22 protein-coding genes are annotated in these 25,244 nt (G+C 54.4%); 15 read left to right on the top strand and 7 right to left on the bottom strand.

Annotated features, from left to right (window positions below; translation table 11 throughout):
• Nucleotides 1-73 precede the first annotated feature (73 nt).
• Nucleotides 74-841 (top strand): 3-hydroxybutyrate dehydrogenase, encoded by a 768-nt coding sequence (locus OH144_RS05770; protein WP_266205349.1) that lies wholly within the window; start codon nt 74-76, stop codon nt 839-841.
• Between the two features lie 97 nt (nt 842-938).
• Here the strand turns inward: OH144_RS05770 and OH144_RS05765 are convergent, their stop codons facing one another.
• Nucleotides 939-3,335: an endonuclease MutS2 gene (locus OH144_RS05765; RefSeq protein ID WP_266205348.1), complete on the bottom strand. Its 2,397-nt coding sequence runs from the start codon at nt 3,333-3,335 to the stop codon at nt 939-941.
• 177 nt (nt 3,336-3,512) lie between these two features.
• On the opposite strand from OH144_RS05765, the gene OH144_RS05760 reads away from it, so the two are divergent.
• From OH144_RS05760 to OH144_RS05735, 6 genes are all read left to right on the top strand, one after another.
• Nucleotides 3,513-3,965 carry a YhcH/YjgK/YiaL family protein gene (locus OH144_RS05760; RefSeq protein WP_266205347.1) on the top strand — a complete coding sequence of 151 codons (453 nt, stop codon included), beginning with the start codon at nt 3,513-3,515 and terminating at the stop codon, nt 3,963-3,965.
• Between the two features lie 159 nt (nt 3,966-4,124).
• A complete protein-coding gene (locus OH144_RS05755) occupies nt 4,125-5,165 on the top strand; it encodes a hypothetical protein (protein ID WP_266205346.1) in 1,041 nt (346 codons plus the stop codon).
• Nucleotides 5,166-5,201: 36 nt separating this feature from the next.
• Nucleotides 5,202-6,596 (top strand): MATE family efflux transporter, encoded by a 1,395-nt coding sequence (locus OH144_RS05750; protein WP_266205345.1) that lies wholly within the window; start codon nt 5,202-5,204, stop codon nt 6,594-6,596.
• A gap of 101 nt (nt 6,597-6,697) precedes the next feature.
• Entirely contained in the window at nt 6,698-7,159 is a 462-nt protein-coding gene (locus tag OH144_RS05745) for a GNAT family N-acetyltransferase (protein ID WP_266205344.1), read from the top strand.
• 89 nt (nt 7,160-7,248) lie between these two features.
• Nucleotides 7,249-8,049 carry a HipA family kinase gene (locus tag OH144_RS05740; RefSeq protein ID WP_266205343.1) on the top strand — a complete coding sequence of 267 codons (801 nt, stop codon included), beginning with the start codon at nt 7,249-7,251 and terminating at the stop codon, nt 8,047-8,049.
• Nucleotides 8,027-8,410, top strand: a complete 384-nt coding sequence (locus OH144_RS05735; protein ID WP_266205342.1) for a DUF3037 domain-containing protein — start codon at nt 8,027-8,029, stop codon at nt 8,408-8,410. The genes OH144_RS05740 and OH144_RS05735 overlap by 23 nt, the downstream gene beginning before the upstream one ends.
• Nucleotides 8,411-8,521: 111 nt before the next feature.
• Here the strand turns inward: OH144_RS05735 and OH144_RS05730 are convergent, their stop codons facing one another.
• On the bottom strand, nt 8,522-8,710 hold the full coding sequence (locus OH144_RS05730; RefSeq protein ID WP_266205341.1) for a hypothetical protein: 189 nt from the start codon (nt 8,708-8,710) through the stop codon (nt 8,522-8,524).
• A 109-nt stretch (nt 8,711-8,819) separates the two neighbouring features.
• Here OH144_RS05730 and OH144_RS05725 point away from each other — a divergent pair, with 109 nt between their 5' ends.
• Entirely contained in the window at nt 8,820-9,146 is a 327-nt protein-coding gene (locus OH144_RS05725; protein WP_266205340.1) for a DinB family protein, read from the top strand.
• A 3-nt stretch (nt 9,147-9,149) separates the two neighbouring features.
• On the top strand, nt 9,150-9,326 hold the full coding sequence (locus OH144_RS05720; protein WP_266206310.1) for a DinB family protein: 177 nt from the start codon (nt 9,150-9,152) through the stop codon (nt 9,324-9,326).
• A 22-nt stretch (nt 9,327-9,348) separates the two neighbouring features.
• Here the strand turns inward: OH144_RS05720 and OH144_RS05715 are convergent, their stop codons facing one another.
• Nucleotides 9,349-11,406, bottom strand: a complete 2,058-nt coding sequence (locus OH144_RS05715) for a S9 family peptidase (protein ID WP_266205339.1) — start codon at nt 11,404-11,406, stop codon at nt 9,349-9,351.
• A gap of 389 nt (nt 11,407-11,795) precedes the next feature.
• On the opposite strand from OH144_RS05715, the gene OH144_RS05710 reads away from it, so the two are divergent.
• Complete coding sequence (locus OH144_RS05710) at nt 11,796-14,915, top strand: SusC/RagA family TonB-linked outer membrane protein (protein ID WP_266205338.1); 3,120 nt, start codon at nt 11,796-11,798, stop codon at nt 14,913-14,915.
• 11 nt (nt 14,916-14,926) lie between these two features.
• Entirely contained in the window at nt 14,927-16,345 is a 1,419-nt protein-coding gene (locus OH144_RS05705) for a SusD/RagB family nutrient-binding outer membrane lipoprotein (protein WP_266205337.1), read from the top strand.
• A gap of 78 nt (nt 16,346-16,423) precedes the next feature.
• Here OH144_RS05705 and OH144_RS05700 read toward each other — a convergent pair whose 3' ends face one another.
• From OH144_RS05700 to OH144_RS05685, 4 genes are all read right to left on the bottom strand, one after another.
• Nucleotides 16,424-17,671, bottom strand: coding sequence for a glutamate-5-semialdehyde dehydrogenase (locus OH144_RS05700; protein ID WP_266205336.1), 1,248 nt, complete (start codon nt 17,669-17,671; stop codon nt 16,424-16,426).
• Between the two features lie 4 nt (nt 17,672-17,675).
• A complete protein-coding gene (gene proB / locus OH144_RS05695) occupies nt 17,676-18,767 on the bottom strand; it encodes a glutamate 5-kinase (RefSeq protein WP_266205335.1) in 1,092 nt (363 codons plus the stop codon).
• Nucleotides 18,768-19,030: 263 nt separating this feature from the next.
• Nucleotides 19,031-19,861 carry a pyrroline-5-carboxylate reductase gene (gene proC / locus OH144_RS05690; RefSeq protein ID WP_266205334.1) on the bottom strand — a complete coding sequence of 277 codons (831 nt, stop codon included), beginning with the start codon at nt 19,859-19,861 and terminating at the stop codon, nt 19,031-19,033.
• Nucleotides 19,862-20,223: 362 nt separating this feature from the next.
• The gene (locus OH144_RS05685; RefSeq protein ID WP_323134779.1) at nt 20,224-21,003 is read right to left on the bottom strand and encodes a TIGR02757 family protein; all 780 of its coding nucleotides are present in this window, start codon (nt 21,001-21,003) and stop codon (nt 20,224-20,226) included.
• A gap of 235 nt (nt 21,004-21,238) precedes the next feature.
• Here OH144_RS05685 and OH144_RS05680 point away from each other — a divergent pair, with 235 nt between their 5' ends.
• The 4 genes from OH144_RS05680 (at nt 21,239) to accC (ending at nt 25,155) form a co-directional block, all read left to right on the top strand.
• Nucleotides 21,239-22,492 carry a glycosyltransferase family 87 protein gene (locus OH144_RS05680; RefSeq protein WP_266205333.1) on the top strand — a complete coding sequence of 418 codons (1,254 nt, stop codon included), beginning with the start codon at nt 21,239-21,241 and terminating at the stop codon, nt 22,490-22,492.
• A 139-nt stretch (nt 22,493-22,631) separates the two neighbouring features.
• On the top strand, nt 22,632-23,195 hold the full coding sequence (gene efp / locus OH144_RS05675; protein WP_266205332.1) for an elongation factor P: 564 nt from the start codon (nt 22,632-22,634) through the stop codon (nt 23,193-23,195).
• Between the two features lie 3 nt (nt 23,196-23,198).
• A complete protein-coding gene (accB, locus tag OH144_RS05670; RefSeq protein ID WP_266205331.1) occupies nt 23,199-23,684 on the top strand; it encodes an acetyl-CoA carboxylase biotin carboxyl carrier protein in 486 nt (161 codons plus the stop codon).
• 124 nt (nt 23,685-23,808) lie between these two features.
• On the top strand, nt 23,809-25,155 hold the full coding sequence (gene accC, locus OH144_RS05665) for an acetyl-CoA carboxylase biotin carboxylase subunit (protein ID WP_266205330.1): 1,347 nt from the start codon (nt 23,809-23,811) through the stop codon (nt 25,153-25,155).
• The last annotated feature ends 89 nt before the right edge of the window (nt 25,156-25,244 follow it).

Genomic DNA, 25,244 nt, shown 5'->3' with positions numbered 1-25,244 from the left:
TGACCGCCGAAGCGCTCTTACGGGGCGCTTCGGCATTTTTACGCTTTTCCCAACATCAACACAAAGTATAAACATGAAGAACGTACTGATAACTGGCGGCACCAGCGGCATCGGGCTCGGCCTGGCGAACGCCTTTGCCGCCCAGGGCTATAACCTGCTGGTAAACGGATTAGAAAAGAACGGAGAGGAGATCGCCCAGCAACTGGCGCAGGAGCACGGGGTACAAGTATACTTCTCGCCGGCCAACCTGCAGCAACCGGAGCAGATACGGCAAATGGTGCAACAGGCAGAGCAAGAGCTGGGGCAGGTGGACGTGCTGGTAAACAACGCGGGCATCCAACACGTGGCGCCGGTGGCGGCGTTTCCGGAAGAGAAGTGGAACGCCATACTTGCCGTGAATCTTTCCTCATCGTTCCATACGTCCAAAGCGGTTTGGAAGGGAATGCAGGAACGCCGCTTTGGCCGCATCATTAACATTGCCTCGGCCCATGCCCTGCGTGCCTCTGAGTTTAAGGCGGCGTACGTGGCCGCCAAGCATGGCATTGCCGGCCTCACCAAGGTGTTGGCGCTGGAAGGGGCTCCGTATAACATCACCTGCAACGCCATTTGCCCCGGCTATGTAAAAACCCCGCTCGTGGAGGCGCAAATCGCGGATCAAGCGCGGGCGCACGGGATGTCGGAGGATGAGGTGGTGGAGCAAGTGATGCTGAAAAAGCAGCCCGTGAAGCAGTTTGTGGATGTGGAGGCCATTGCCCAGCTGGCGCTGTTTCTGGCCTCCGAGGCCTCCTCCCAAATGACGGGTGCCTGCCTGCCCATAGACGGCGGCTGGAGCGCGCAGTAAGTATAAGCTGACAGCTCACCGGAAAAAGCGCAAGTGCTTCCCAAACAGAAAAGGCTCCCAATCGAGGGAGCCTTTTCTGTTGCTGTGATTTTATACTTTACTTCAGCACCGCCAGGGTAGCCCCGTCTCCGCCGCGTTCAGTAGCTTCATTCCCTACGCTTGCTACCTCCGGCACCGAGTGCAGGTAATCGCGCACCACCTGGCGCAGCACACCATTACCCCTGCCGTGGATGATCTTAATCTCCGGGATGCCCAGCATCAGGGCCTCGTCTGTAAAATTCATCACTTTGGTAAGCGCGTCTTCGGCATACTCGCCCCGGATGTCGAGGGTGCTGGCGAAGTCGGCCATGCGCTGCGTCATATTCATGCCGCGGCTATAACCGCTTCCGTCGCTCTCTGCCTTGGCTTTCTTCTGCTTGGCTACCTGCCCCTCTACCCGCTCCAGGTTATCTACCTTTACAATGGTTTTGAGGCCACCAAACAATACCTCCGCGGTTTTTCCTTTTATATTGACCACCTGACCCACAGAGTCCTGCCCGACCAGCGCCACGTTATCGCCCTCCTTTATACTTCCGTTAGCGATACGCTTGTGCGCCGGGCGCGGCTCCTCCTTGCGCACCTCCTGGGCAAAGGTCTCCAGCTCGCGCCGGGCCTCCTTGGTTTTCTCCTTCTCGGCCTGGCTCTGCTTTATCTGCTGAATAGTGGATTCGATCTTCTGGTTGGCGTCTTTCAACAGCAGCTTGGCTTTGCCCTTGGCCTCACGCATAATCTCCTGCTTGCTGTCTTCCAGGAAGTTCTTCAGGTCACTATAGTCCTTTACCTGGCGCTTGAGCTTCTCCTCGAGCTTGGCCGCCTCACGCGTCTTCTTCTCCAGCTCCTGCTTCTCCGTTTCCAGTTCCTCCAGCAGGCGGTCATAGCGTATCTTGTCCTTACCCACCAGCTTGCTGGCCTTGTCTACAATGTGCCTCGGCAGGCCGATCTTCTGCGCGATCTCAATGGCAAACGAAGAGCCCGGCTTCCCGATCTCCAGCTGGTAGAGCGGCTGCAGGTGCTTGTGGTCGTAACGCATGGCGCCGTTCACAATGCCCGGCATGCGCTCGGCATAGTTCTTCAGATTGGTGTAGTGCGTGGTGATGACACCGTATACTTTGCTCTCGTTCAGCGTCTGCAGTACCGCCTCGGCAATGGCGCCGCCCAGTATAGGCTCCGTGCCCGTACCGAACTCGTCGATCAGCACCAGGCTGCGTTTATCGGCCACCGTCACAAATTTCTTCATGTTGGTCAGGTGCGAGCTATAGGTACTCAGGTCATTCTCGATTGACTGCTCATCCCCGATATCGATGAAGATATCATGGAAGATGCCTGCCTCAGACCCATCTTCCGCCGGAATCAGCAGACCGCACTGCAGCATGTACTGCAGCAGGCCCACCGTTTTCAGGCTCACCGACTTACCGCCGGCGTTCGGGCCGGAAATAAGTAGTATGCGCTGCTCCTGGTTCAGCTCCAGGTCCATGGGCACGGTTGGTTTGCCCAGCTGCCGGTGGGCTAAGTATAAAAGCGGGTGAAACGCCTGTTTCCAGTTAATAAGCGGATACTTCTGCAGCGTGGGCTTGCTAGCCTCCACGCGCCGGGCAAAGGCAGCCTTGGCCCGGATAAAATCAAGCAGGCCGAGGTACTGGTACGCTTTGCGTAACTCCGGGATATGGTGGCGCAGGGTATTGGTCAACCCCATCAGGATACGGATCAGCTCGCGGTGGTAGGCGTTCTCCAGGTCCTTGATATCGTTGTTGAGCTCGAAGATTGACTCCGGCTCAATATATACCGTCTGGCCCGTGTTCGACTCATCGTGGATCAGGCCTTTGATGCGGCGTTTGTGCTCGGCAATAACGGGTATCACCAAACGGCCGCCGCGGATGGTGGGCTCCACGTCAGAGGGCGTCCAGCCTTCGTTTTTCGCGTGGCGAAGGATGGAGGAAATGGTCTTTCGCAACACGCCCTGCTGCGCGATCAGATCCCGCTTCAGGCGCTGCAGCTCCGGAGTAGCATCGTCGCGCACGGCACCGGCATCGTCTACCACCTTATCCAAAGCAGCCAGCAGCGAACGCTCCACGCTTACGTTGGCACCCAGGTCCTTCAGGGCTTCATACTTGCCTTCCTCTGCCTCCGAGATAAAGCGCAGCGAGTCGCGGATGGTGCGCAGCGACATTTTGATCTCGAAGAATTGCGACACATCCAGGTAGGTGCCTTCTATGGCGGCCCGGTCCAGGTATGCGGTCGCGTCGTAGTAGTGCTGCAGCGGGATCTCAGCGTCCGACTCCAGCAGTTGTTTAAATTCATCGGTTTGCTGCAACAACCTCTCCACCAGGTCGTGGCGGTTCAGGAAAGCCATGCGGTTCACAAAATGACGGCCCAGCGGACTCAGGCAGAGCTCCAACAGCATTTCGCGCACTTGTGCAAAGCCGATTTTTATTTCAAAGTTTTCTGGATAGATCAATGCTTATCTTTTAATTTACTGCAAAATTAACATTTTATAACAAGTATGATTGGGTGTTTCGTTCGTTTTGATACCCGTATCCTGTAGTAAGTTTTATGACAAATGACAAAAGACAAAGACGTAAAGTAAGTCATTCCAACTTTTTAACTTTCTAACTCTCTAACTCCAAAACTCAACATGGTTCTTGATAAACTTACCAACGCAGCCCGTTACTATACATTACACCCGCTTTTTGAGCAGGCTTTCCGCTACTTAGAAGAAACAGACCTGAAGGCGGCAGCAACCGGGGTACATGAGATCGTGGGGAAACAACTACTTGCCATTATCTCCGACGGACCGGGCGTAACGGAGCAGGCGTATAAGCTGGAGGTGCACCGTAGGTACATCGATATACAATATATCATCTCGGGCACTGACCGGATGGGCTGGAAAGATATGGCGCTATGCCAGGAGCCCAACGATCCTTACCAGGAGGAGCGCGACGCCGCCTTTTTCCCAGACAAGACTGACACCTGGTTTGATGTGCCGGCGGGTTCTTTCACTATTTTCTACCCCGATGACGCCCACGCCGCCATGGTGACCGGAGAGCGCACGGTGCGGAAGGTGGTACTGAAGATCGCGGTGCTGTAGCGTGTTGGCTTCTCAGTAGTTCAGAAGGGTTGGCAAAGATCAACCTAAGCTCTCCAGGCTACAAACCGCGTGTGCATTAAATCAAAAAAACACCTGAAAAATCATAAATTACTGCTTAGCTTCGCGCTCCAAATAAAAGACAAGTATAGTAGTTATTAGATGTTTAAGTCTGCAATCATTGCGCTGGGGCTTTGCTTAGCTGCACTACAAGGTTATGGCCAAACCGAAAGTATAGTTTCTGGTCCTGAGCCGATAGAGGGTATTGGTAAAGTTGCTTTACCATTCTACAAAATCAATTTCTCAAAAGAACAAAAGGAACTGCTTCAGGAGAAGGAAATTGAGCTTATATTTTTAATAAGTGCAGATGGTACTCCTGTACTGGAAGATGTGAATGGCATTGATGATGCTGCCATACTTGACAGTCTGCGGCATGCCGCTACCCAGGTAAGCATGTTCTACCCCCGCACCGTGGATGGCGTAAAGGAAAGTTCCCTATACTTTCTGCAGTTCCAGTTGCCGAAGTATGAAACGAAGGAGGCAAGCATGCAGCGCCAGGGCATCTTTCGCACAAAGTATAAGGAACCGGTCTACGAGGATTTTGAGTACATCCATAAGTCTGGCCAGAGACTTGATGTACTGATGGGAGCTACAGCGAATGCATTTTTAGGCAAGCCTGGAGCATACCTGCACCCTGGCGGCGGTATGAAGGTAGACTTGATGTATACCGGCAAAAAAGGCATTGGCGGCGGTATGGTCATGAGTTTCTATGGTAATGAGCTAAAACAGGACTATCCCATTAGCTCCAGCAGGGAGCAAAACAGCGCGCCTCCAACATTGCTCCTGGGCCTTGCCGCCAACAAGGCTTTTGCTGCCAAAGAGAGGACAGAATTTATGGCGCAGGTAGAGTTAGCCTACGCTGTACAGAACGTTACCCCTAAGCTGGAGCATGGAGATGAGGACTGGGTGCAGCTGGAGGGGTTTAGCCCAGGCATAGTGCTGAGCTACCTTGTTCAGTTAGGCAAAGACAAGCCGGGTATAAATTATGGCACCCCTTCAATCACGAATCATTACCTCAACATACATGCAGCAGTCAGGCCGGTTTTCTTTAACCTGAAAGAAGCCACCGGTTTTATGGTAGAGGTGGGCGTGTCGTACAGGCTCAGCAGCCATTTTGTGGATGAGTATCGCCTCAAACCGTAAAGCTCCGCGTTAGTTTCCTTACCTATAACCGCTCCTATGGCAAACTCCCAGAATTTCCTGCAGCTAGCGTGGTCTGCCATAAAGGGCAAGGAGCAGGATTACACGACCCTCGGCATCAAGCATAGCATCGTGCTACTGGCCATCCCCATGATCCTGGAGATGCTGATGGAGTCGTTGTTTGCCATCGTGGACATCTTCTTTGTGGGCAGGCTGGGCTCCAACGCCCTGGCCACCGTGGGGCTTACAGAGTCTGTGCTGATGATCATCTACGCGGTGGGCATGGGCATCAGTATTGCAGCCACGGCACTGGTATCACGCCGGGTTGGGGAGAAAAATTACCGGGAGGCCGGAAGCATAACGTTCCAGTTGATCGTGACCGGCCTGGGGCTATCGCTGCTAATGGGCGGGCTGGCCACGTTTTTCGCCGCCGAGACGCTGACGCTGATGGGTGCAACGCCTGAGGTCGTCGCCGAAGGCCTGGCCTATGCCCGGATTATTTTTGCGGGTAACGTAGCCATTATCCTGCTGTTCCTCATTAACGGGGCGTTTCGTGGGGCGGGCCAGCCGCACCTGGCCATGCGCGCGCTCTGGCTGGCTAACGGCGCCAACATCGTTCTGGACCCACTCCTGATCTTCGGCATCGGCAGTATCGACGGCTTGGGGCTGGCAGGGGCGGCCTGGGCCACCACCATTGGCAGAAGCCTGGGCGTAGTATATCAACTCTACCACCTGTTCAACGGCAGACACCTGCTAAAAATTACGGGCGACAACCTGGTGATCAGCTTTAAAGTGATGTACCGCATCCTGAGGCTATCCTCTGGCGGCGTGGGTCAGTACCTCATCGACTCTGCCAGCTGGATTCTCCTCACCAGGATCATCGCCGAATTCGGTAGCAATGCATTGGCCGCTTATACCATTGCTTTTCGGGTAATTATTTTTACGCTGCTGCCGGCTTGGGGCCTGTCTTCTGCGGCGGCTACGCTGGTCGGCCAGAACCTGGGTGCCCGCAAGGCCAAACGAGCCGAGCTGGCCGTTTGGCTGACGGCCCGTTACAACATGGTGTTCATGGCGGCCGTCACGCTGGTTTTCATACTTTTCGGGGAGCACCTTTCCAGCTTTTTCACCCATGATGCGGAAGTGGTTACCATTGCGACCGAGGCGCTGCAGATCATCACGCTGGGCTACATCTTTTTCGGGCTGGGCATGGTGATGGTGCAGGCATTTAACGGCGCCGGCGACACCCGTACCCCTGCCCTGATCAACATCGTGGTGCTGTGGCTCATCGAAATTCCGCTTGCCTATACGCTAGCTTTGTATTTAGATATGGCCTATACCGGTGTCTTCATAGCCATTGCCTGCTGCCACTCCCTTCATGCGTTGGTAAGTTGGTGGCTCTTCAGGCGTGGCACCTGGAAGCAGGTAAAAGTATGATTTGCTTGCATGCCTAACAGAAAAATACGGCATCTTATACTTTTCCGACTTATACTTGCTGTTATAAAGTATAACGACGCGCTTACAAAATTTTCCGCCAGATGACCAACATCGTACGAACCAACTCAGAAGATCCGGATTTTCGGGCGCTCGTGACATTACTCGACCAGGACCTGGCTGTGCGCGATGGAGCGGAACACACCTTCTATGCGCAGTATAACAAATTAGACAAGATACAGCAGGTGGTTGTGGCCTATCGGGAGGGCATGGCTGTGGGTTGCGGGGCGATTAAAGCATATGATGAGACAGGCATTGCGGAGGTGAAGCGCATGTATGTGCAGGAAGCGTCTCGTGGACAGGGAATTGCCATGCAGGTACTGCAGGAGCTGGAGAAGTGGGCAGCTGAACTGAAGTATACTTCCTGCATTCTGGAAACTGGTAAAAAACAGCCGGAGGCCATCAGGCTGTATCAGAAGTGCGGCTATACCTTGATTCCTAACTATGGACAGTATAAAGGCATCGAGAACAGCGTGTGCATGCAAAAACAGCTCACCCAGGTATAGCACGTAAACAATGCGTAGCCATTTTGAGTTACAACAGGCCAACCAAAAAGGAAGTATCTGCAGAGAGCTTCGTTACCGGAAACAATTACATGAAGTATACCCCACCTGAAATAAGAACCGTCGATGTGACGCGGTACATCACCCCGCTCCGTGAAGGTGGTTCGCTGCCTGCGATCGTGGAAGCCGACGATGACTTTTTATATGTGCTCAAGTTCCGCGGAGCCGGCCAAGGTATAAAAGTGCTGATCGCCGAACTGATTGTAGGAGAGATTGCCCGCACCCTTGGCTTCCGGGTACCAGAAATTGTGTTTGCCACGCTGGATGAAGCTTTCGGGCGCACAGAGCCGGACGAGGAGATACAGGACCTGCTGCGGGCCAGCGAGGGGCTTAACCTGGCCTTGCACTACCTCTCCGGCGCCATCACCTTCGACCCCGTGGTAACCACTCCCGACGCTGAACTGGCCTCTAAGGTAGTATGGCTGGACAGCCTGGTAACCAACGTGGACCGCACCGCCCGCAACACCAACCTGCTGATGTGGAAGAAGGAACTGTGGCTGATCGACCACGGCGCCGCGCTATACTTCCATCACTCCTGGGGCAACTGGGAGGAGCAGGCCAAACGGCCGTTCGCGCAGATAAAGGACCACGTGCTGCTGCCGCTTGCCACCGAGCTGGAGGCGGTGAACGGGGAGTTTAGCGCCATACTTACGCCGGAGCGAATCAAGGCTATACTTTCGGTGATTCCAGATAGCTGGCTTACGGGGGTGGAATCGCCTTTTGAGTCCGCAGACGAACACCGCCAGGCCTATGCCACCTTCTTAGAGACACGTCTCGCCCATTCCGAAACTTTTGTAAAAGGAGCGCAACATGCAAGAAAAGCACTTATTTGAGTACGCCGTGATACGCGCGGTACCGAGAGTGGAGCGTGAGGAGTTCCTGAATGTGGGCGTTATACTTTTCTGCTCTTCCAAGGGGTTCCTGCAAACGAAGTATGCGTTAAACGAAAACCGGCTCTGCGCCTTCTTCCCGGGCATAGACCTGCAGGAGCTGCGGGAAAGGCTCTGCGCGTTCGAGAAAGTATGCGCCGGACGCAAAGAGGGCGGGCCGATCGGCCAGTTGGGCACTGCCTCGCGTTTCCGCTGGCTTACCGCTAACCGCAGCACCATCGTCCAAACCTCGCAGGTGCACCCAGGCCTGTGCGACAACCCGCAGGAAACACTCGACAGGCTGTTTGAGCAACTGGTATTGTAAGCAAAAGGCAAGTGGGCACGGCAGCGCACGAGAAACCTGCGGCAGAAGTATGGGCCTTGTATAAAGGCCATACTTCTACCCCTTCCACTCGGCTGCCATGACAGCCCCACCTCACTCCACCACCTTATAGTTACAGGTGTTTCCGGCGTAGTATGTGATCTTTTCTTCAGCCATCAGCGCCTCAATAAGCTTGTCGGTATACTCTTTGGTAAAGCCCAGGCTTTTGCCCACATCAATTTCGTCTTCCTTGCCCTCGTTTTGGCGCAACGCCTCCAGGTACTTTTGTTTATCCTTTTCCATTTTCGATCGGAGTTTCTGTTTCGTTATACTTCCTTGTTCGGCAGAAGTTCAAGGTATAACCAAACAATATTTCTGTAGTAAATTGTAAAGACGGATCACCGCTAAGCAAATGGAAATCACAACGGTAAGCTCTTTTCTGGATTATTACACCCGCGTTAGGGAACGCACAAACCGTATCGTGCGGGTTATACCGCCCGAGCACATCAACTGGGCCTACAAACCCGGCAAATTCACCGTGGCAGATATGCTCCGGCACATTGCCGGCATAGAGCGCTATTTATATGCTGAGGTCGCGCAAGGCAGGCCCAGCCGCTACAAGGGCTGCGGCAAAGAGCTGGCAGATGGTTACCAGGAGGTGCTGCGTTATTTCGAGGAGCTGCACCTGCAGTCCATGGAGATTTTCAGCAGCCTGCAGGATCAGGACCTCAACAGGTGATGCATTACTCCTGCCGGCGGCGAGATTGCCCTGTGGAAATGGCTGCGCGCCATGGTGGAGCATGAGATTCACCACAGAGGGCAACTCTACATCTACCTCAACATGCTGGACGTGAAAACACCCCCCATCTTCGGCCTGACCTCAGAAGAAGTACAGGCAAAGTACCGGGAAGCCCCCTAAAGCCAATAGAAGAAGCTGGTAACTAATTTCCCATTTGGGCGCCCACTTCACCGGCGTCCAGCAATTTTCTTTTAAAGAAGTCTGCCGTGGCGGCGTTCACCTTTACGGCGTTGCGGAACAACATCCAATGGTGGGTGTCGTCCACGATGACCATGGTCTCATAGGGCACGCCTTTCTTCTCCAGGCGCCGCACCATGTCCATGCTATCCATAAAATCCACGTTCCTGTCATCATCGGCATGGATCAGGAGCACAGGCGAGGTCCAGGAATCAACGAAAGCGGCCGGCGAAGACTTCCACATGACTTCGGCAGCCTGCCGTGCATCTGGAGCCTGTTCGTAGCGGTTCGGGTAGAGCATCCGCTCCATGCCTCCATAGGTCAGATCACTCATACCGTGGATGTTTACGCCAGCGGCAAACAGCTCTGAATCCCGGCCCAGGGCGAGGCCTGTGAGGTAACCACCATAGGAGCCGCCGTACACGCCGATGCGCGCGGCATCCACCTGCGGCTGCTGGGCCAGCCACTTGCCCGCTGCACGTATATCCTTATACTCCGAGGCACCGGTCTCCCCGCTGCTATCGGGGTGCTGAAAATCGTACCCATACCCTATGCCCAGCCTGTAGTTGACCGAGAGCACCACAAACCCGAGGCTAGTGAGGTACTGGTTCATAGCATATACATTATTATAGTAGTCGGAGTAGTGCCAGCCCAGCAGCATCTGCCGCGAGGGGCCTCCGTGGATGTACACAATGGCAGGTTTCCTGGTGGGGCCGCCCTTGGGTTCGAACAGCTGGGCGTGCACCGTTAGCCCATCCGTTGATTTAAAGGTTACCTGCTTCGGCTTTACCAGTTTGTGCTGCGGATGATTGGAAGGGATAAGCTCTTTTGCCAGCAGCCTCACCTTCGACCTAGGCTTGAAATCCATGACGGCAGGCAGCGGCGGACGTTGCGCGGTGGCGCTCAGCATGGCCAGCGTCTGGCCATCCCCCGTTAGCACCGGCATCGACTCCAGCCCATCCCCCGGTGTCAGTAGTTCCATGGCTGCCCTATCCACAGGCACGCGCGCCACGTGCCTGCGGTCTATATCTTCTTTGTCGGGTCCGGTGTTGGCGCTGAACACCAGCCACTTCCTGTCAGGACTCAGCTTTACATGCTCCACCGCGAACTTACCAGGCGTCAGCAACACAGGCCTCCCCCCGGCTGCCGGCAGTGCGTACAGGTGCGGCCAGCCATCCTCGTACGAAGTATACACAATACGTTCATTTGCCGCCCAGTGCAGGTTAAAGCCACCGTTAGTCCTGGGCACCGATCCCTGCAAGGTTTCGGGTGCTTTCCATAGTTGCGCGGCTTTACCGGTGGCTACCTCGGCTGTCCAGATGGACCAGGGCTGATGCTGCCGCTGCAGGTAGGGCTCCGGCGCTCCGCCGGCACCCTGCGTACGCACGAATGCCAGTCGCTTTCCGTCCGGCGACCAGCGTGGCGAGCGATCACGCGCAAAAGCAGGCGCAACCCAGGTAATGGGGGTTTCAGGGTTGGTATAGACGCCAATAAAGGCATGTCCCTCACGATTAGCCACAAAGGCCAGCTGCGAACCATCCGGCGACCACTCCAGCGAGCCTACCGAGCCGCGCGTAACGAAGAGCGGCCGGGCCGGCGCTGTGCCATCCAACGAAGCGATCCAGACCTGGCCTTTGTAAGTATAAGCTACCTCCCTGTTGTTGGGAGAGATCACCGGCGACCCGCCCTCTCCTATCCGGATAGGTTCTCCACCGGCAAAAGGGACAGCCCATATTTCCACTTTGGGAGGCATGGGAAGCCCTTCGGGGTTTACCGTCTCGTGCTCATCCCATATGGAGCCATGCTCGCCGCCCCGTACATACACCGCCCACTGCCCGTCCGCAGACAAGGATAGGCTGGTGATCTCCTGCCCATCATCCTGTAGGTAGTCCGTGAGCCGCCGCGCCTTGAAATCCGGTCCTTCCGCCACATACACGTTCCTTTTCCCCTGTTCGTTCAGGGTCCAGGCCAGGCGTGCCCCCTGTGCGGCAGCAGTCAGTTCCGCAGGAAAAGGGTGGCTCATGACGGATTCAAGAGAGAACTTCTGGGCAGCAGCGGGCGCTGGCTTTAAGGTGAAGACCAACAGAAGGGACAGGCAAAAAAGCAGGCATCTTTTCATAGGCAGGTGCGCAGCCCCGAATTATTTGAGACTGAGGAGTTAAATATATCAATATCAGTGAAACATTATTCTATACTTCAACTATAATACCTTATAATATTTGAAGTATAAACTATACTTTGATGATTTAGCCTGCCGGAACAGCAGCTATGCCCATGAAATACTCTGCTCTCGCTCCATACGTAGCCTTTTCCTATGGCTAACACGCTTTCACCTGCGCCTGTAGCCGGCAAGGTTCTTTTGCCTTCGCGGCTCCTCAACACTGGATTTCTAAACATGTTAAGTATAAATCTATGAAAAACAGTTTTACCCTACTTGTTTTGCTACTGATGTGCTGCTGGGCACCCGCACTGGCCCAGGATAACATTGTGAGTGGCAGGGTTACAGGGGCTGATGAGGGCATGCCGCTGCCCGGCGTCAGCGTAACCGTAAAAGGCACCACTACCGGCACCTCCACCGATGCGGATGGCAAATTCTCCATACGGGTGCCCGGGAACGATGCCGTGCTGGAGTTCAGGTTTCTCGGCTACAGGATCCAGGAGGTACCTGTGGGGAACCAGCGTCAGCTAAACGTGGCCCTGGCCACCGACACCAAGCAGCTCGAAGAGGTGGTGGTCACGGCCCTTGGTATCACGCGGGAGAAAAAAGCCCTGGGATACGCCGCGCAGGATGTGCAGGCAGAGGAGCTGATACAAAACCGGCAACCCAACGTGCTCAATGCCTTGCAGGGCAAAGTGGCGGGCGTTACCATCACCAGCACCGGCGGTGCTCCGGGGCAGGGCGCCAACATCCAGATACGGGGTATCAACTCCATAGATCCAAACAGGCCTAACCAGCCGCTCTTCGTCATCGACGGGATACAGGTGAACAACTCCACCTCTACCTTTGGCGAGGGTGCCGAATTGCGCGGCATGAGCAACCGCCTCGCCGACCTTAACCCCGATGACATTGAAAGTATAAACATCCTGCGGGGCGGGGCCGCTACCGCGCTCTACGGCTTGCGGGGTGCCAACGGGGTGGTCGTCATCACGACCAAGTCGGGCCAGAAAGGGGAAATGCGCGTCAACTTCACCAGCACAGCAGGCTGGGAGGAGGTAAATAAATTCCCCGAGATACAGGATACCTATACCCAGGGCTACTCCGGCGAGTACGACCCTACCAGCTTCTGGCCATCTTGGGGGCCGACCTGGCAAGAAGCGCGGCAAATAGACCCGACCCACCCGGAAGGCATTTACAATCACTTTGAGGACGCCTACGAAACGGGCAACCAGTTCCGCAACACGCTGACCTTCACCGGAGGCGGCGAGGCCATTACCTTCTCCTCCTCGCTCTCTCATCTGAACCACGAGGGGGTGTTGCCTTTCACCGACTACCAAAACACTTCTGCCCGCCTGAACACAGATGTCAAGCTCAGCGAGAAGTTCAGCACGGGCGGTAACTTCAACTACATCCGCTCCGGGGGCAAGCGCTATAACGCCGACCGCTTTAACGAGATGCTGAGCTACTGGTCGCCGCGCTGGGATGTGCGGGACTATGTGAAGCCGGACGGCACCATGCAGTCCTATGGCAACGACAATCCGATCTATGCCGCCGCCACCAACCAGTTTGAGGACGACGTGAGCCGCTTTATCGGTGGCTTGAACTTTAGCTACAAGCCACTTACCTGGCTCGACCTCAGCTACCGCGTCGGCCTCGACACCTACTCAGACGACCGCACGCGTACCGCCCCAGGGCCCAGAAATGTACCCGACGAAAGAGTGCTGGAAGACAATGGCCAGGGCTTTGTGCATGAGTACACCACGAAGTTCAGGTCCATCAACTCCACCTTCATCGCCTCTGCAAACAAGTCCTTTGGCGACAAGTTTAACGCGACGCTACGCGTGGGGCACGAGCTGTACGACGAGCACATCAAGAGCTTTGGCGTGCAGGGAGAGGAACTGGCCGTATACGATTACTTCAAGCTCTCCAATGCCAGGTTCCTCTCTTCCTCCGAGAATGAGAGCGAGTACAGTCTGATGGGTATATTTGGGGAGGCCTCCGTTGATTATGGCGATTTCCTGTTCCTGACGCTGACAGGCAGGAACGACATTACCTCCTCGCTGGCCGAGTCCAACCGCTCCTTTTTTTACCCGTCGGCAAGTATAAGCTATATCCTCTCGGAGCACCTGGGCCTGCCGGATTTTATCAACCAGTCGAAGCTCAGGCTCTCCTATGCCCAGGTTGGCAAGGATGCCCCCGCCTATTCCACCTCTTCCGGCTTTGCCCCCTACACCGAGTTTCCGACAGGCTATACCGGGGTGAGACGCGCCCCTTTGCTGGGCAATCCGGAGCTGAAGCCAGAGTTCACCAACACCTATGAGGCTGGCCTGGAGATGTCGTTCCTGGATAACCGCATCGGCTTTGATTTTACGTATTATTACTCCCTGAGCAAAGACCAGATCCTGAACATTAACGTGGCCAGCACCACCGGCTTCGTGCGGGCGGCCATCAACGCCGGCGAGATGCGCAACAAAGGGATTGAGGTGATACTGAATGCCACGCCAGTGCTCACCGCCGACTTTAACTGGGACACCAAGCTTGTCTTCTCGGCCAACAGAAACAAGATCCTGAGCCTGCCGGAGGGGCTTGAGGAAGTGACCTACGCCTCGCAGTTTGGCTACGTGGGGTCAACCGTTACCATGAAGCTGATAGAGGGACAGCCTTACGGCAACATCTACGGCTCCCACTGGCTGCGTTACTATGGGCCGGGCGAAGAGGAAGACCCCCTCTTTATCGATGAGTCGCGGCCACTCGTGATCGGGGAGAACGGCTTTCCGGTAAGGGCGCCGCTATCGAGCCAAAAACTCCTGGGCAACTCACAGCCCGACTGGATAGGCGGCTTCACGAACACCTTTACCTACAAGGGGTTGAGCCTGACCGCCTTACTCGACGCCCGCCAAGGCCTGGAGAAGTATAACCAGATGGACAACTTCTTCGCTGCTTTCGGTATAGCCGAGTACACCGAAAACCGCAACCAGACACGCGTGTTCGAGGGGGTACTGGCCGACGGTACGCCAAACACGAAGGAAGTATGGCTGGGCCAGGGTGTAGGACCCGACGGCGTGGACTACGGCAACGGTTACTACAGAAACCATTACCGCGGCGTGTCGGAGAACTTTGTGGAGGATGCCTCCTGGGTGCGCCTGCGCTCCCTGACGCTGCGCTACAGCCTGCCGCAACCTTGGTTTGAGAACATCTTTATCCGAAACGCGGCGGTATCCTTTACCGGTAACAACCTGTGGCTGTCCACCGATTACAATGGCTTTGACCCGGAAACCAGCTTCTCCCCGAGCGGCAGCAACGTGGATGGCTTCTCCGGCTTTACGTACCCTGCCGTGCGCAGCTACCTGTTCACCCTAAATGTTGGATTTTAAATAAGACAGATATGAAAAAGATCTTCCGATACATGCTTGCCTTCACGATAATGGGGGCAGTAGCAGGCCTGCAGGGCTGCGAAGATTATTTTGATAAGGAGGATAACCCAAACCTGGTTCCCGATCCGCCCTTGCCCACGCTGCTTTCCACCACCACCCATAAAACGGGCATCAACAGCTACTTGGTCGGGAACATTACCTCCTACTTTGTGCAGTACCTGGCCAGCCCCTCACAAGGCGGCTCCTCAGATACCTACCAGATTACGGATTATACCGGCACCTGGGATGCGCTTTACTTGACCATGGCCGATATTTACGACATGCGCCAACTGGCCATTGAACAGGGGGCAACGGAGTATGTGGGCGTGGCAAACATCCTGATGGCCTACCACCTGGCCCTGGTAACGGACCTGTGGGGCGACGCTCCTTACTCGGAGGCCTTCGCGAACCTCACGCTCACGCCTGGCTTTGACGATGAGACGAGCCTCTATGACGTGACCACGCAGCTGCTGGACGAGGGCATCGTGGAGTTGCAGAAACCCGAATCCAGTGTGCAGCTAATTGCTACCAGCGACGTGATCCACGAGGGTAGTGTGGAAAATTGGATAAAGACTGCGTACGCCCTGAAGGCCAGACAGCTTAACAAGCTCAGCGGCACCTCTTCCTACAACCCGCAGGCGGTGCTGGAGGCAGTCGACAGCTCGTATACTTCTAATGCCGATAATGCGGAGATGGGTGTTTTCGAGACGCGCAACCCCTGGGCAGCCATCGCGCTGAGTAATGCCAGCCTGCTGTTGGGCGGCTGGCTCTCCGAACAGCTGATAGAGCACCTGAACGGAACCTCTTACGGGGTAGTTGACCCACGTTTGGCGAAAATCACAGACCCGACCATCCATGGAACCTATGTAGGGACCCCTAACGGCACCGGCAATATTGGCCCCGCCAACAACACCGTTCAGGATGAAAGTTATATCTCTCGCAACTCCCCGCTTACGGGGGATGAGTCGCCGCTGATCATCGTGTCCTATCCGGAAGTGAAGCTGATTGAGGCAGAAGCTGCCCTCAGAGCAGGCCAGCTCGACAGGGCCTTCGAGGCGTACCGTGAAGGTATCCGGGCAAGTATGGAGATGCTGGAGGTGGCAGAAGCCGACGAGAATGCGTACCTGAGCAGCACTGCTGTAGCCCAGAGCCCCTCCGAACTCACGCTGGACAGAATTTTTCAGGAGAAGTATGTTGTGACTTATCTGAACCCTGAGGCCTGGAACGACGCCCGCCGCTACGACTACCAGTATGCTAACTTTACCTTACCAGTGGGTGCTGCTTTGCCAACTTTTATCCGCAGGGTGGCCTACCCTTCCGGCGAGGCCTCCAAGAATCCCAATACCCCTGATATAACCGACCTTTCCGTTCCCCTCTGGTGGGACCAGTAACCATACTTTGCTATAGTATAAAAAGAGAAGCCGCTACGTTTGCAGCGGCTTCTCTTTTTATACTGATCAAGTTCTCTCCTACGCCCTCACCTGGCCAGAGCCTTTTACCACCCATTTGTAACTGGTCAGTTCATCCAGCGCCATCGGTCCGCGGGCGTGCAGCTTCTGCGTGCTGATGCCAATCTCTGCGCCCAGGCCAAACTGCGCCCCGTCGGTAAAGGCCGTAGAGGTGTTGGCATATACCGCAGCGGCATCCACGGCTCTTAAGAAATGCTCCACATGCAGCTCATTCTCCGAAATGATCGCCTCGCTGTGCTGCGAACTGTAGGTATTGATGTGCTCAATGGCCTCTTCCAGGCCTTTTACCGTTTTCACGGACATCCTCAGCGATAGGAACTCTGTGCCGAAATGCTCCTCCGTGGCCTGCTGCAGCTTATCAGCCGGGTAGCTGCCTTCCAAAGCGGCAAAGGCAGGGGCATCGGCAAACACCTCCACTCCTTTTGTAGCCAGCTCTTTGCCAATCTCAGCCAGGTCCGGCAGCCGGTCCTCGTGGATCACCAGGCAATCCAGGGCGTTGCACACGCTCACGCGGCGGGTCTTGGCATTCACCACGATAGCTTTCCCGCGCTGCAGGTCGGCAAACGCATCAAAATAAGTATGCACGATGCCTGCGCCCGTCTCGATCACAGGTACTTTGGAGTTCTCCCGCACATAATTGATCAGGCCCTGGCTCCCACGCGGGATGATGATGTCCACATACTCCACAGCGTGCAGCATCTGGTGCGTCGCCTCCCGGTCCGGTGGCAGCAGCTGCACAATGTTCCTGTCCACGCCATGCTGCTCCAGCACCTGATGGATCAGTTTTACAATGGCTGCATTGGAGTCTTTCGCGTCGCTGCCGCCCTTTAGCAACAGCGCATTGCCGGAGCGGAGGCACAGGCTGAACACGTCAAAGGTCACGTTGGGCCGGGCTTCGTAGATAATGCCGATCACGCCCAGCGGCACCGACACTTTCTTCATCTCCAGCCCGTTCTCCAGCGTCCGTTCCGACAGCACCTTACCCAGTGGCGAAGGCAGGCCCGCCACATTTCGAATATCAGCGGCTATACTTTGGATGCGCTCCCCGGTCAGCTTCAGGCGGTCATACTTCGGGTCACTGGGGTTCATGCGCCCGAGGTCCTGCTGGTTAGCGGCAAGTATACTTTCTGTTGCTTCTTCTGCCTTCGCTGCCAGGTCCTCGAGTATGTTCTTTATTTTATTCTCCGGGAGCAGGTTCAGCATACGGCTTGCCTGCTTTACGTTTTTAAATGTCTTTTGCAGTTCCATAGTTTTAGATAGTGTGATATTTGAACAAGTATAAATAGTCGTAGTGGATGATGGGCTTCTGCTTGCTCAGGCCGATCGTGGCCAGCGCTTTCCGGGAGCCATACTCCGCTTTCCCAAGGCCGAGCTTCTCTCCTTGCTCATCCTTTATCCGGATAACGTCGCCCTTCGAAAAATTACCCTGAATCCCCACCACGCCCACCGGAAGCAGGCTAGCAGCTTCGTCGGCATGCAGCGCCTCTCTGGCTCCGGCATTCACGATCACCTCTCCTTTGGTGTAGTTATCGCTGTGCGCCACCCATTTTTTCGGGTTGGCCTTGCACGACTCCGGCTCGAAGTAGGTGGCCTTGAGTTGGCCGTTGTAGAAGTCGTGCAGCACGTTGTCGCGGTTGCCGTTGGCAATGAAAACATGAATGCCCAGGTAGGCCGCTTTTTTGGCCATTTTCATTTTGCTACCCATGCCGCCGCGGCCAAAGCTGGACTTGGAAGAGGCAATGTAGCGGCTCACGCCGGACGTTTTGCTTCCCACCCGCTCAATCAGCTTCGCGTTCGGGTCGTCCGGGTGTCCTTTGTAAATGCCGTCCACGTTGGTGAGCAGGATCAGGGTGTCGGCATCGATCATGGCGGCGGTCATGCTGGCCAGTTCGTCGTTGTCGGTGAACATGAGCTCGGTCACGGCCACGGCATCATTTTCGTTAATGATCGGGATGATGTCGTGGTGGAGCAGGCCCAGCAGGCACTCTTTGATATTCAGGTAGTGGCGGCGCGACAGGAAATCCTGCGGCGTAACCACAATCTGGGCAATCTGGCTTCCCACTTCCTGAAACAGCTCCTTGTACGACTGCACAATGTCGATCTGCCCTACCGAAGCCAGTATCTGCTTCCGCACCACCGACTCGGTTTTCTCTTCTATTTTGATGTTGTTTCTCGCAAAGGCCACCGCCCCCGATGAAACCAGCACCACCTGGATGCCCTGCTTCCTCAGGAAATCGATTTGCTTGACGAGTGAAGCCATGCGTTGCCTGTCGGGTGACCCGTCCTCCTGCGTGAGCACGTTGGAGCCAACTTTTACGACAACTAGCTGTGGCTGATAATTCATAGTTAAATTGGTTTGTTAGACAATGGTTGAACTGCGACAACAGATTGCTCCGTTGCGCATGGGGTAAGCGTAAACTATTTCGATTTATATTTAGGGTGAGCCGTAGGAGAGCAGTCAGAAGGCATCCTGCCAAGTATAAGAGGCTATACTTTTCCTTTCCCAGGCATGAGGTTCACCCCTAAAAAAAAGCTGTTCTGCAGCGGTGTGAACGGAGCCGTCAGCTACCGCACCTGCCACAGAACAGCCTGTTTTCTCTTTAGGTATTAAACAGCAGCTGTCTCTTTCTCGCGCTGCTCCTTCAGGTCCAGAATGCGCTTGTGGGAGCCCACCAGCCCTTTGATCACGGCAGAGCTCAGGCCCTGGTGCTCCATCTCGTTCAGGCCCGTAATGGTGCAGCCCTCCGGTGTGGTCACCTTATCGATTTCCTGCTCCGGGTGTGATTTGTTGATAGTAAGCAGCGTAGAGGCGCCTTTGCTTACCTGAACCGCGATCTTCTGTGCGTCCTCCGCATCCAGGCCAAGCTGGATACCTCCCTGTGTCACCGCACGGATAAAGCGCATGTTAAAGGCAATGCCGCTGGAGCAAAGCACCGTGGCGCCTGCCATCAGCTCTTCCTCAATCACCAGGGTCTCTCCCACACAATTAAAGATCTCTTTTATCTCCTCTTCCACTGTGGCTGCTTTTTCATTAAAGGCCAGGCATGTCATCGACTGCTGCACGGCGATAGCGGTATTGGGCATGCTGCGCACAATGGCAAAATCGCCTACCAGGTCCCGGATGTAATCAATCGTGATGCCGGCAATAACGCTCAGCAGCACATGGCGCTCCGGGTCGAGGTGTGGCCGGATTTCGTTCAGCACGTTTTCCAGGTGCGCCGGCTGCACGCAAAGCAGAATAAAGCGGCTGTTCTTTACGGCAAACGTGTTGTCGCTGGTAACCTGTACGCCTTTGTCTTTTAAGAATTGTAATGATTTCGTGTTTCTCCTGGTTACGTAGATGTTCTCCGGCTGATACTGGCCGTTGCTCAAAAGCCCTTCTGCAATCGATTTACCGAGATTTCCTGTGCCCAGGATGGCTACGTTATCTGTGTGCATTCCGTGTGGTTTAGTTTGTTTATGGCAGGCGCTCAATGGCTTGGTGCTTGCGCTGATAATAAATGTCTCAGATGCAAAAGTACAATAACCATCCCAAAGACCCAAATCCACAAAAAGCCACCAAAACAATTTAAACGAAGCTAAATAGTATTATCCGCACATTTATCACATCGGAAAAATCATAAATAACAAGAGCATTCGCCTTAACTGTTAAAAGTAAAAGTATCGCTGATTTTGTACCCTAACAGCCACTGGAGCCTGATATTGACGAAGTATAAAAACCAAAAAGCTACACCTGATTTCTCTTTTCCGGGCTGTGACCGGACTTGGGATATCTGCAGATGGCACCGCAGGCAAAAAAATCAGAACTTTTCTTCTATCCCCAGGCCAAAAAGGGCATAATCATACTTTACCGGGTCCGCAGGATCGAATGCACGCAGGTGGGCCGTGAGTTCTTCGGCTGTGTCCCAATCCATGCCCTTTCTGGTAATAAGCCCCAGGCGGCGTGCCACGCGCTCCACATGCACATCGCAGGGGCAGATCAGGTCACTCATGGGTATGTTTTGCCAAATACCGAAATCCACGCCCCTATCATCCTGGCGCACCATCCAACGCAGGTACATGTTCAGCCGTTTGCAGGCCGACTTGCGGGCAGGCGTGGCAATATGCTTGCGCGTGCGCTGCGGAGCATCCTCCAGGCTAAACACCAGGTTGTGGAAATATACGAGCCGCTCCTGCTGCGTCTGCAGTTCCTGCTGCGCACCGGCAAAAGCGCTCTCCAGGCTCTCGTGCCGGCTATAGTACCACCTGAAGAAGTGCAGCAAGTATAAAAGGTCGGTGTCGTTGAAGGTGCGGTGCTTGAAGCCCAGGAATCGCTGCAGGTCCTGCTCCTGGTGATGAAGTATAAAATCGTGCGGGGCATTGTCCATCAAATCCATCAGCCTGATGCAGTTATTGATGATGGTCTTGCGCTGGCCCCAGGCAAGTATGGCCGCAAAAAAGCCGCTGATCTCGATGTCCTGCTTCCTGGAAAAGCGGTGCGGAATGGAAACCGGATCGTTCGGTATAAAGCTGGGGCGGTTATACTTTTCCACCCTGTCGTCAAGCAGGGCTTTTACAGAAGAAATTTCGGGGTGCATCATGCGGAACGTATACTTGATTTCTGATGGAAATGATGTATCCGGTTTAAACCTGCGTTAGCAGGAAGGCCTACGCAGCAAATTTACAAGAATCGGCAACAGGCAATATTCTAACAAAACGGGCATTTTCTTTGATTTTAAAGCAAAGCATTTGAACTATACTTTGTAACTTGGCCAACTTTAGATACCCGTATCTGAAGTTAAAGTATAAAACAAACACCCCCTTACAAACTTAATCATGCGATTGACAACGCTGTTCCAACCAAAGTACGCCTGGGCATTTGCTATACTGCTTGCAGGCCTGCTGCTGCTCATAGGTGAAATCATAAATGACCGGTTCTGGATGCATGACCTGGAAGTATACTACAAAACGGCCGAAAGAATGCTCCGCGGAAGCGAAATCTACCGCATTGCCTCGGATGGCCATTACGTGTACAAGTACTCACCTACGGCAGGGTTATACTTTATCCCCTTTACGTTAGTGCCCTTTGCAGCGGCCAAGATCGTTTACTGGCTGCTGCTGGTGCTGCTGGCCATCGTTGTCCTGCACTTCCTGTTTCAACTGGCAGCTCCGTCAGACCAGAAGTTTACCGTACGGCAGAAGAACACGGTACTGCTCCTGTCGTTTTTAGCGGTTGGTGCCCATGTGCACCGGGAGTGGCATTTGGGCCAGGTGAATTTCGTGCTTCTGGCGCTTTACGTAGTTGTGGTGCTGCTATGGAAAAACAACCGCCCTGTTGCTGCCGGCGTAGTGTTGGCGGCCAGCATCTTCATCAAACCCTTCGGCTTTATTCTGCTGCCCTACCTCCTGCTCAAAAAGCGCTTCGACATGCTCGCCTCTACGGCGACAGCCATCGTGCTCCTCGGTCTGCTGCCCTTCCTGTTCTACCCTTCTGCAGAGGCTTTCGCAGCGCTTTATAAAGGCTGGCTCCAGGAGCTTGTCCTCGAAATGAACGCAAAGCAGGAGCTACTAAAAAGCGGCAACCATACCATCTTTTCGGTGCTTGCCCGCTATACGCCGATACAATACCTGCTGCAAAGCGATGCAGCCATCAAAGTATACCAGGTAGTCGTCCTGGCCCTTATCGGTGGCTTTGTTTTATACTTTGTACGGGCCGGGGAAAAGCTAAAAAACAACTTCGTGTCTGATGTGGCGCTCCTGGTGGCACTGATCCCGCTGTTTGCCGTCACCAGCCTGAACGCTTTCCTGTTTGCACTGCCCTGCATGGTCGTGGTGCTGTCTAATTACGCTGAGTTAAACAAAGTTGCAAAAGTGCTTGCAGTGGCTGGCTGTGTCCTTGTCGGCATCAACATAAGGGACCTGATGGGCGGAGACCTGTACCGGTTGCTCGAGAGCCTTTCTATCTATACGTTGGGAACCGTGGCCCTGCTTGGTGCTTTAACCATCTTGCGCCTTCGCCGAAGCAGGCACCCACGTTTAGCAGAAATGCAGCCCCGGCGCAACAAGGATTTAGCAGGGCAGTTTAAATAGGTATTACCCGGCAGTTAAGTGTTCGAACAGACATCTTTTTTAGCGTTTATTTCAGTAGTTTGCGTAATTTTGTTTTGCAAGACAGCAAAAACAAACATAGTTTTACCTCCTTATTGAGAAGACAATAAAGTTAAATTGTATGGCAACCACAGCTGATATCAAAAACGGCATCGTGATTGAATTCAATAATGACCTGTACCAGGTTGTTGATTTTCAGCACGTAAAGCCAGGAAAAGGGCCCGCGTTCGTGAGAACGAAGCTCAGAAACGTTAGAACCGGCAAAATGCTTGACAACACGTTCTCTGCCGGACATAAAATTACGACCGCCCGCGTGGAGCAGCGCCCGCACCAGTTTATCTACAAGGATGACATGGGCTATAATTTTATGGACATGAACACCTTTGAGCAGGTAACCCTGAACGAGGCCATGGTGCCATTTGCCGACCTGATGAAAGAAGGCCAGGAGGTTACGATTCTCTTCCACGCTGAGACGGAAACACCGCTCACCTGCGAGATTCCTCCGTTTGTGGAACTGACCATTACCTACACCGAGCCAGGCTTAAAGGGCGACACCGCTACGAACGCTTCTAAGCCAGCCATCGTAGAAACAGGCGCAACGATCCAGGTGCCGTTGTTCATCGGTCAGGACGAAAAAATCAAAGTAGACACTCGTACGTACTCATACGCTGAAAGAGTTAAATAGAACATGAAAGCTAAAGAAATCCAGGACCTCATCGACTTTATCGCCAAATCCGGCCTGAATAAAGTTAACATTGAAACAGAAGAATTCAAGATCTCGGTAAAGCGCGATCCAGACCAGAAGGTAACATACGTGAAAGGTGCTGAGCCTGCCCCCCAGGCGGCCCCGGCCCCTCAGGCTGCTCCGGCCGCGGCTCCTGCTGCTACTGCCCCGGCACCTGTCGCTGCCCCTGCTGCCTCCGACGACAGCAAGTATGTAGCCATCAAGGCGCCGATGATCGGCACCTTCTACCGCGCCGCCAGCCCGGAGAATCCCGTGTTCGTGAACGTAGGCGATGAGGTGAAAAAAGGGCAGGTAATCTGCATCATCGAGGCCATGAAGCTGTTCAACGAGATCGAGTCTGAGGTATCAGGCAAGATTGTGAAGGTACTGGTAGACAACGCCTCGCCTGTGGAGTACGATCAGCCGCTGTTCCTGGTAGACCCAAGCTAATAATTCCAGTTTGACGATTTGAAAATGAGAGAATTTGAAAATGGAGATGGTGTGAAAAACGTCTCCATTTTCATTGTTTATAATTTTCAAATCGTCAGATCTTCAATTCTCCTAATCAGAACCTATGTTTAAAAAAATACTAATTGCCAACCGAGGCGAGATCGCGCTGCGCATTATTCGTACCTGTAAGGAAATGGGCGTTAAAACGGTGGCTGTATACTCTACGGCCGACAAGGAGAGCCTGCACGTGCGCTTTGCCGATGAGGCTGTCTGCATCGGCCCGCCCCCAAGCGCCCAATCTTACCTCAACATCCCGAACATTATATCAGCGGCAGAGATCACCAATGCCGACGCCATACATCCGGGGTACGGTTTCCTGTCAGAGAATGCCGAGTTCTCGCGCATCTGTGCCGAAAATGGCATCAAGTTTATCGGCGCCTCCCCGGAGATGATCAACCAGATGGGAGACAAGGCTTCGGCGAAGGACACCATGAAAAAGGCGGGCGTGCCGACGATACCGGGCTCCGACGGACTGCTCAAGAACGTAGAGGAAGGCCTGAAAATCGCCAATAAAATAAAGTACCCGATTATCCTGAAGGCCACGGCAGGTGGCGGTGGCCGCGGCATGCGCATCGTCAAAAACGACTCGGAGTTTGAGAAAGCCTGGAATGATGCCCGCACCGAGGCGAAAGCAGCCTTTGGCAACGATGGTATCTACCTGGAAAAATTCGTGGTGGAGCCCCGCCACATCGAGATTCAGCTTATCGGCGACCAACATGGCCAGGTGGCGCACCTCTCGGAGCGTGACTGCTCCATCCAGCGTCGCCATCAGAAACTGGTAGAGGAAACCCCTTCCCCGTTCATCACCGATGAGCTGCGGGATGCTATGGGCAAGGCGGCCATTGCCGGTGCCAAAGCCATTAACTACGAGGGCGTGGGCACGATCGAGTTCCTGGTAGACAAGAACCGCGACTTCTACTTTATGGAGATGAACACGCGCATCCAGGTAGAGCACCCAATCACGGAAGAGGTCATCGACTACGACCTGATCAAAGAGCAGATAAAGGTAGCTGCCGGTGAGCGTATCACGGGCAAGAACTACTACCCGAAGATGCACGCCATCGAGTGCCGCATCAACGCCGAAGATCCCAAGAACGGGTTCCGCCCTAGCCCCGGAAAAATCACGACCCTGCACATGCCGGGCGGCCACGGTGTGCGGGTGGACTCGCACGTATACTCGGGCTATACTATTCCGCCGAACTACGACTCCATGATCGCGAAGCTGATCGTGAGCGCGCAGACGCGCGAGGAGGCCCTGGTGAAGATGAAGCGCGCCCTGAGCGAGTTCGTGATCGAGGGCATCAAAACCACGATTCCTTTCCACCTCAAGCTGATGGACGACAAAGGCTTTAAGGAAGGCAACTTCACGACCAAGTATCTGGAGGACTTCGACTTCGGCGCGATTGAGTAGAAGCAGATGTAACAGCAAATTATTAAGGCCCCAGCTTATCGGTTGGGGCTTTTTTTATACCTTCATGCCCTGTAAAACCACAGCTTATC

It is taken from the genome of Pontibacter kalidii, from assembly GCF_026278245.1.
In the GTDB taxonomy this organism is placed as follows: domain Bacteria; phylum Bacteroidota; class Bacteroidia; order Cytophagales; family Hymenobacteraceae; genus Pontibacter; species Pontibacter kalidii.
This window is presented reverse-complemented; position numbering and strand designations above follow the sequence as displayed.

Excerpts from the sequence above, each read along its gene's own strand:
- OH144_RS05770 (WP_266205349.1), top strand. The coding sequence starts at position 74 with ATGAAGAACGTACTGATAACTGGCGGCACCAGCGGCATCGGGCTCGGC.
- OH144_RS05760 (WP_266205347.1), top strand. The coding sequence starts at position 3,513 with ATGGTTCTTGATAAACTTACCAACGCAGCCCGTTACTATACATTACAC.
- OH144_RS05755 (WP_266205346.1), top strand. The coding sequence starts at position 4,125 with ATGTTTAAGTCTGCAATCATTGCGCTGGGGCTTTGCTTAGCTGCACTA.
- OH144_RS05750 (WP_266205345.1), top strand. The coding sequence starts at position 5,202 with ATGGCAAACTCCCAGAATTTCCTGCAGCTAGCGTGGTCTGCCATAAAG.
- OH144_RS05745 (WP_266205344.1), top strand. The coding sequence starts at position 6,698 with ATGACCAACATCGTACGAACCAACTCAGAAGATCCGGATTTTCGGGCG.
- OH144_RS05740 (WP_266205343.1), top strand. The coding sequence starts at position 7,249 with ATGAAGTATACCCCACCTGAAATAAGAACCGTCGATGTGACGCGGTAC.
- OH144_RS05735 (WP_266205342.1), top strand. The coding sequence starts at position 8,027 with ATGCAAGAAAAGCACTTATTTGAGTACGCCGTGATACGCGCGGTACCG.
- OH144_RS05730 (WP_266205341.1), bottom strand. The coding sequence starts at position 8,710 with ATGGAAAAGGATAAACAAAAGTACCTGGAGGCGTTGCGCCAAAACGAG.
- OH144_RS05725 (WP_266205340.1), top strand. The coding sequence starts at position 8,820 with ATGGAAATCACAACGGTAAGCTCTTTTCTGGATTATTACACCCGCGTT.
- OH144_RS05715 (WP_266205339.1), bottom strand. The coding sequence starts at position 11,406 with ATGAGCCACCCTTTTCCTGCGGAACTGACTGCTGCCGCACAGGGGGCA.
- OH144_RS05710 (WP_266205338.1), top strand. The coding sequence starts at position 11,796 with ATGAAAAACAGTTTTACCCTACTTGTTTTGCTACTGATGTGCTGCTGG.
- OH144_RS05705 (WP_266205337.1), top strand. The coding sequence starts at position 14,927 with ATGAAAAAGATCTTCCGATACATGCTTGCCTTCACGATAATGGGGGCA.
- OH144_RS05700 (WP_266205336.1), bottom strand. The coding sequence starts at position 17,671 with ATGGAACTGCAAAAGACATTTAAAAACGTAAAGCAGGCAAGCCGTATG.
- proB (WP_266205335.1), bottom strand. The coding sequence starts at position 18,767 with ATGAATTATCAGCCACAGCTAGTTGTCGTAAAAGTTGGCTCCAACGTG.
- proC (WP_266205334.1), bottom strand. The coding sequence starts at position 19,861 with ATGCACACAGATAACGTAGCCATCCTGGGCACAGGAAATCTCGGTAAA.
- OH144_RS05685 (WP_323134779.1), bottom strand. The coding sequence starts at position 21,003 with ATGATGCACCCCGAAATTTCTTCTGTAAAAGCCCTGCTTGACGACAGG.
- OH144_RS05680 (WP_266205333.1), top strand. The coding sequence starts at position 21,239 with ATGCGATTGACAACGCTGTTCCAACCAAAGTACGCCTGGGCATTTGCT.
- efp (WP_266205332.1), top strand. The coding sequence starts at position 22,632 with ATGGCAACCACAGCTGATATCAAAAACGGCATCGTGATTGAATTCAAT.
- accB (WP_266205331.1), top strand. The coding sequence starts at position 23,199 with ATGAAAGCTAAAGAAATCCAGGACCTCATCGACTTTATCGCCAAATCC.
- accC (WP_266205330.1), top strand. The coding sequence starts at position 23,809 with ATGTTTAAAAAAATACTAATTGCCAACCGAGGCGAGATCGCGCTGCGC.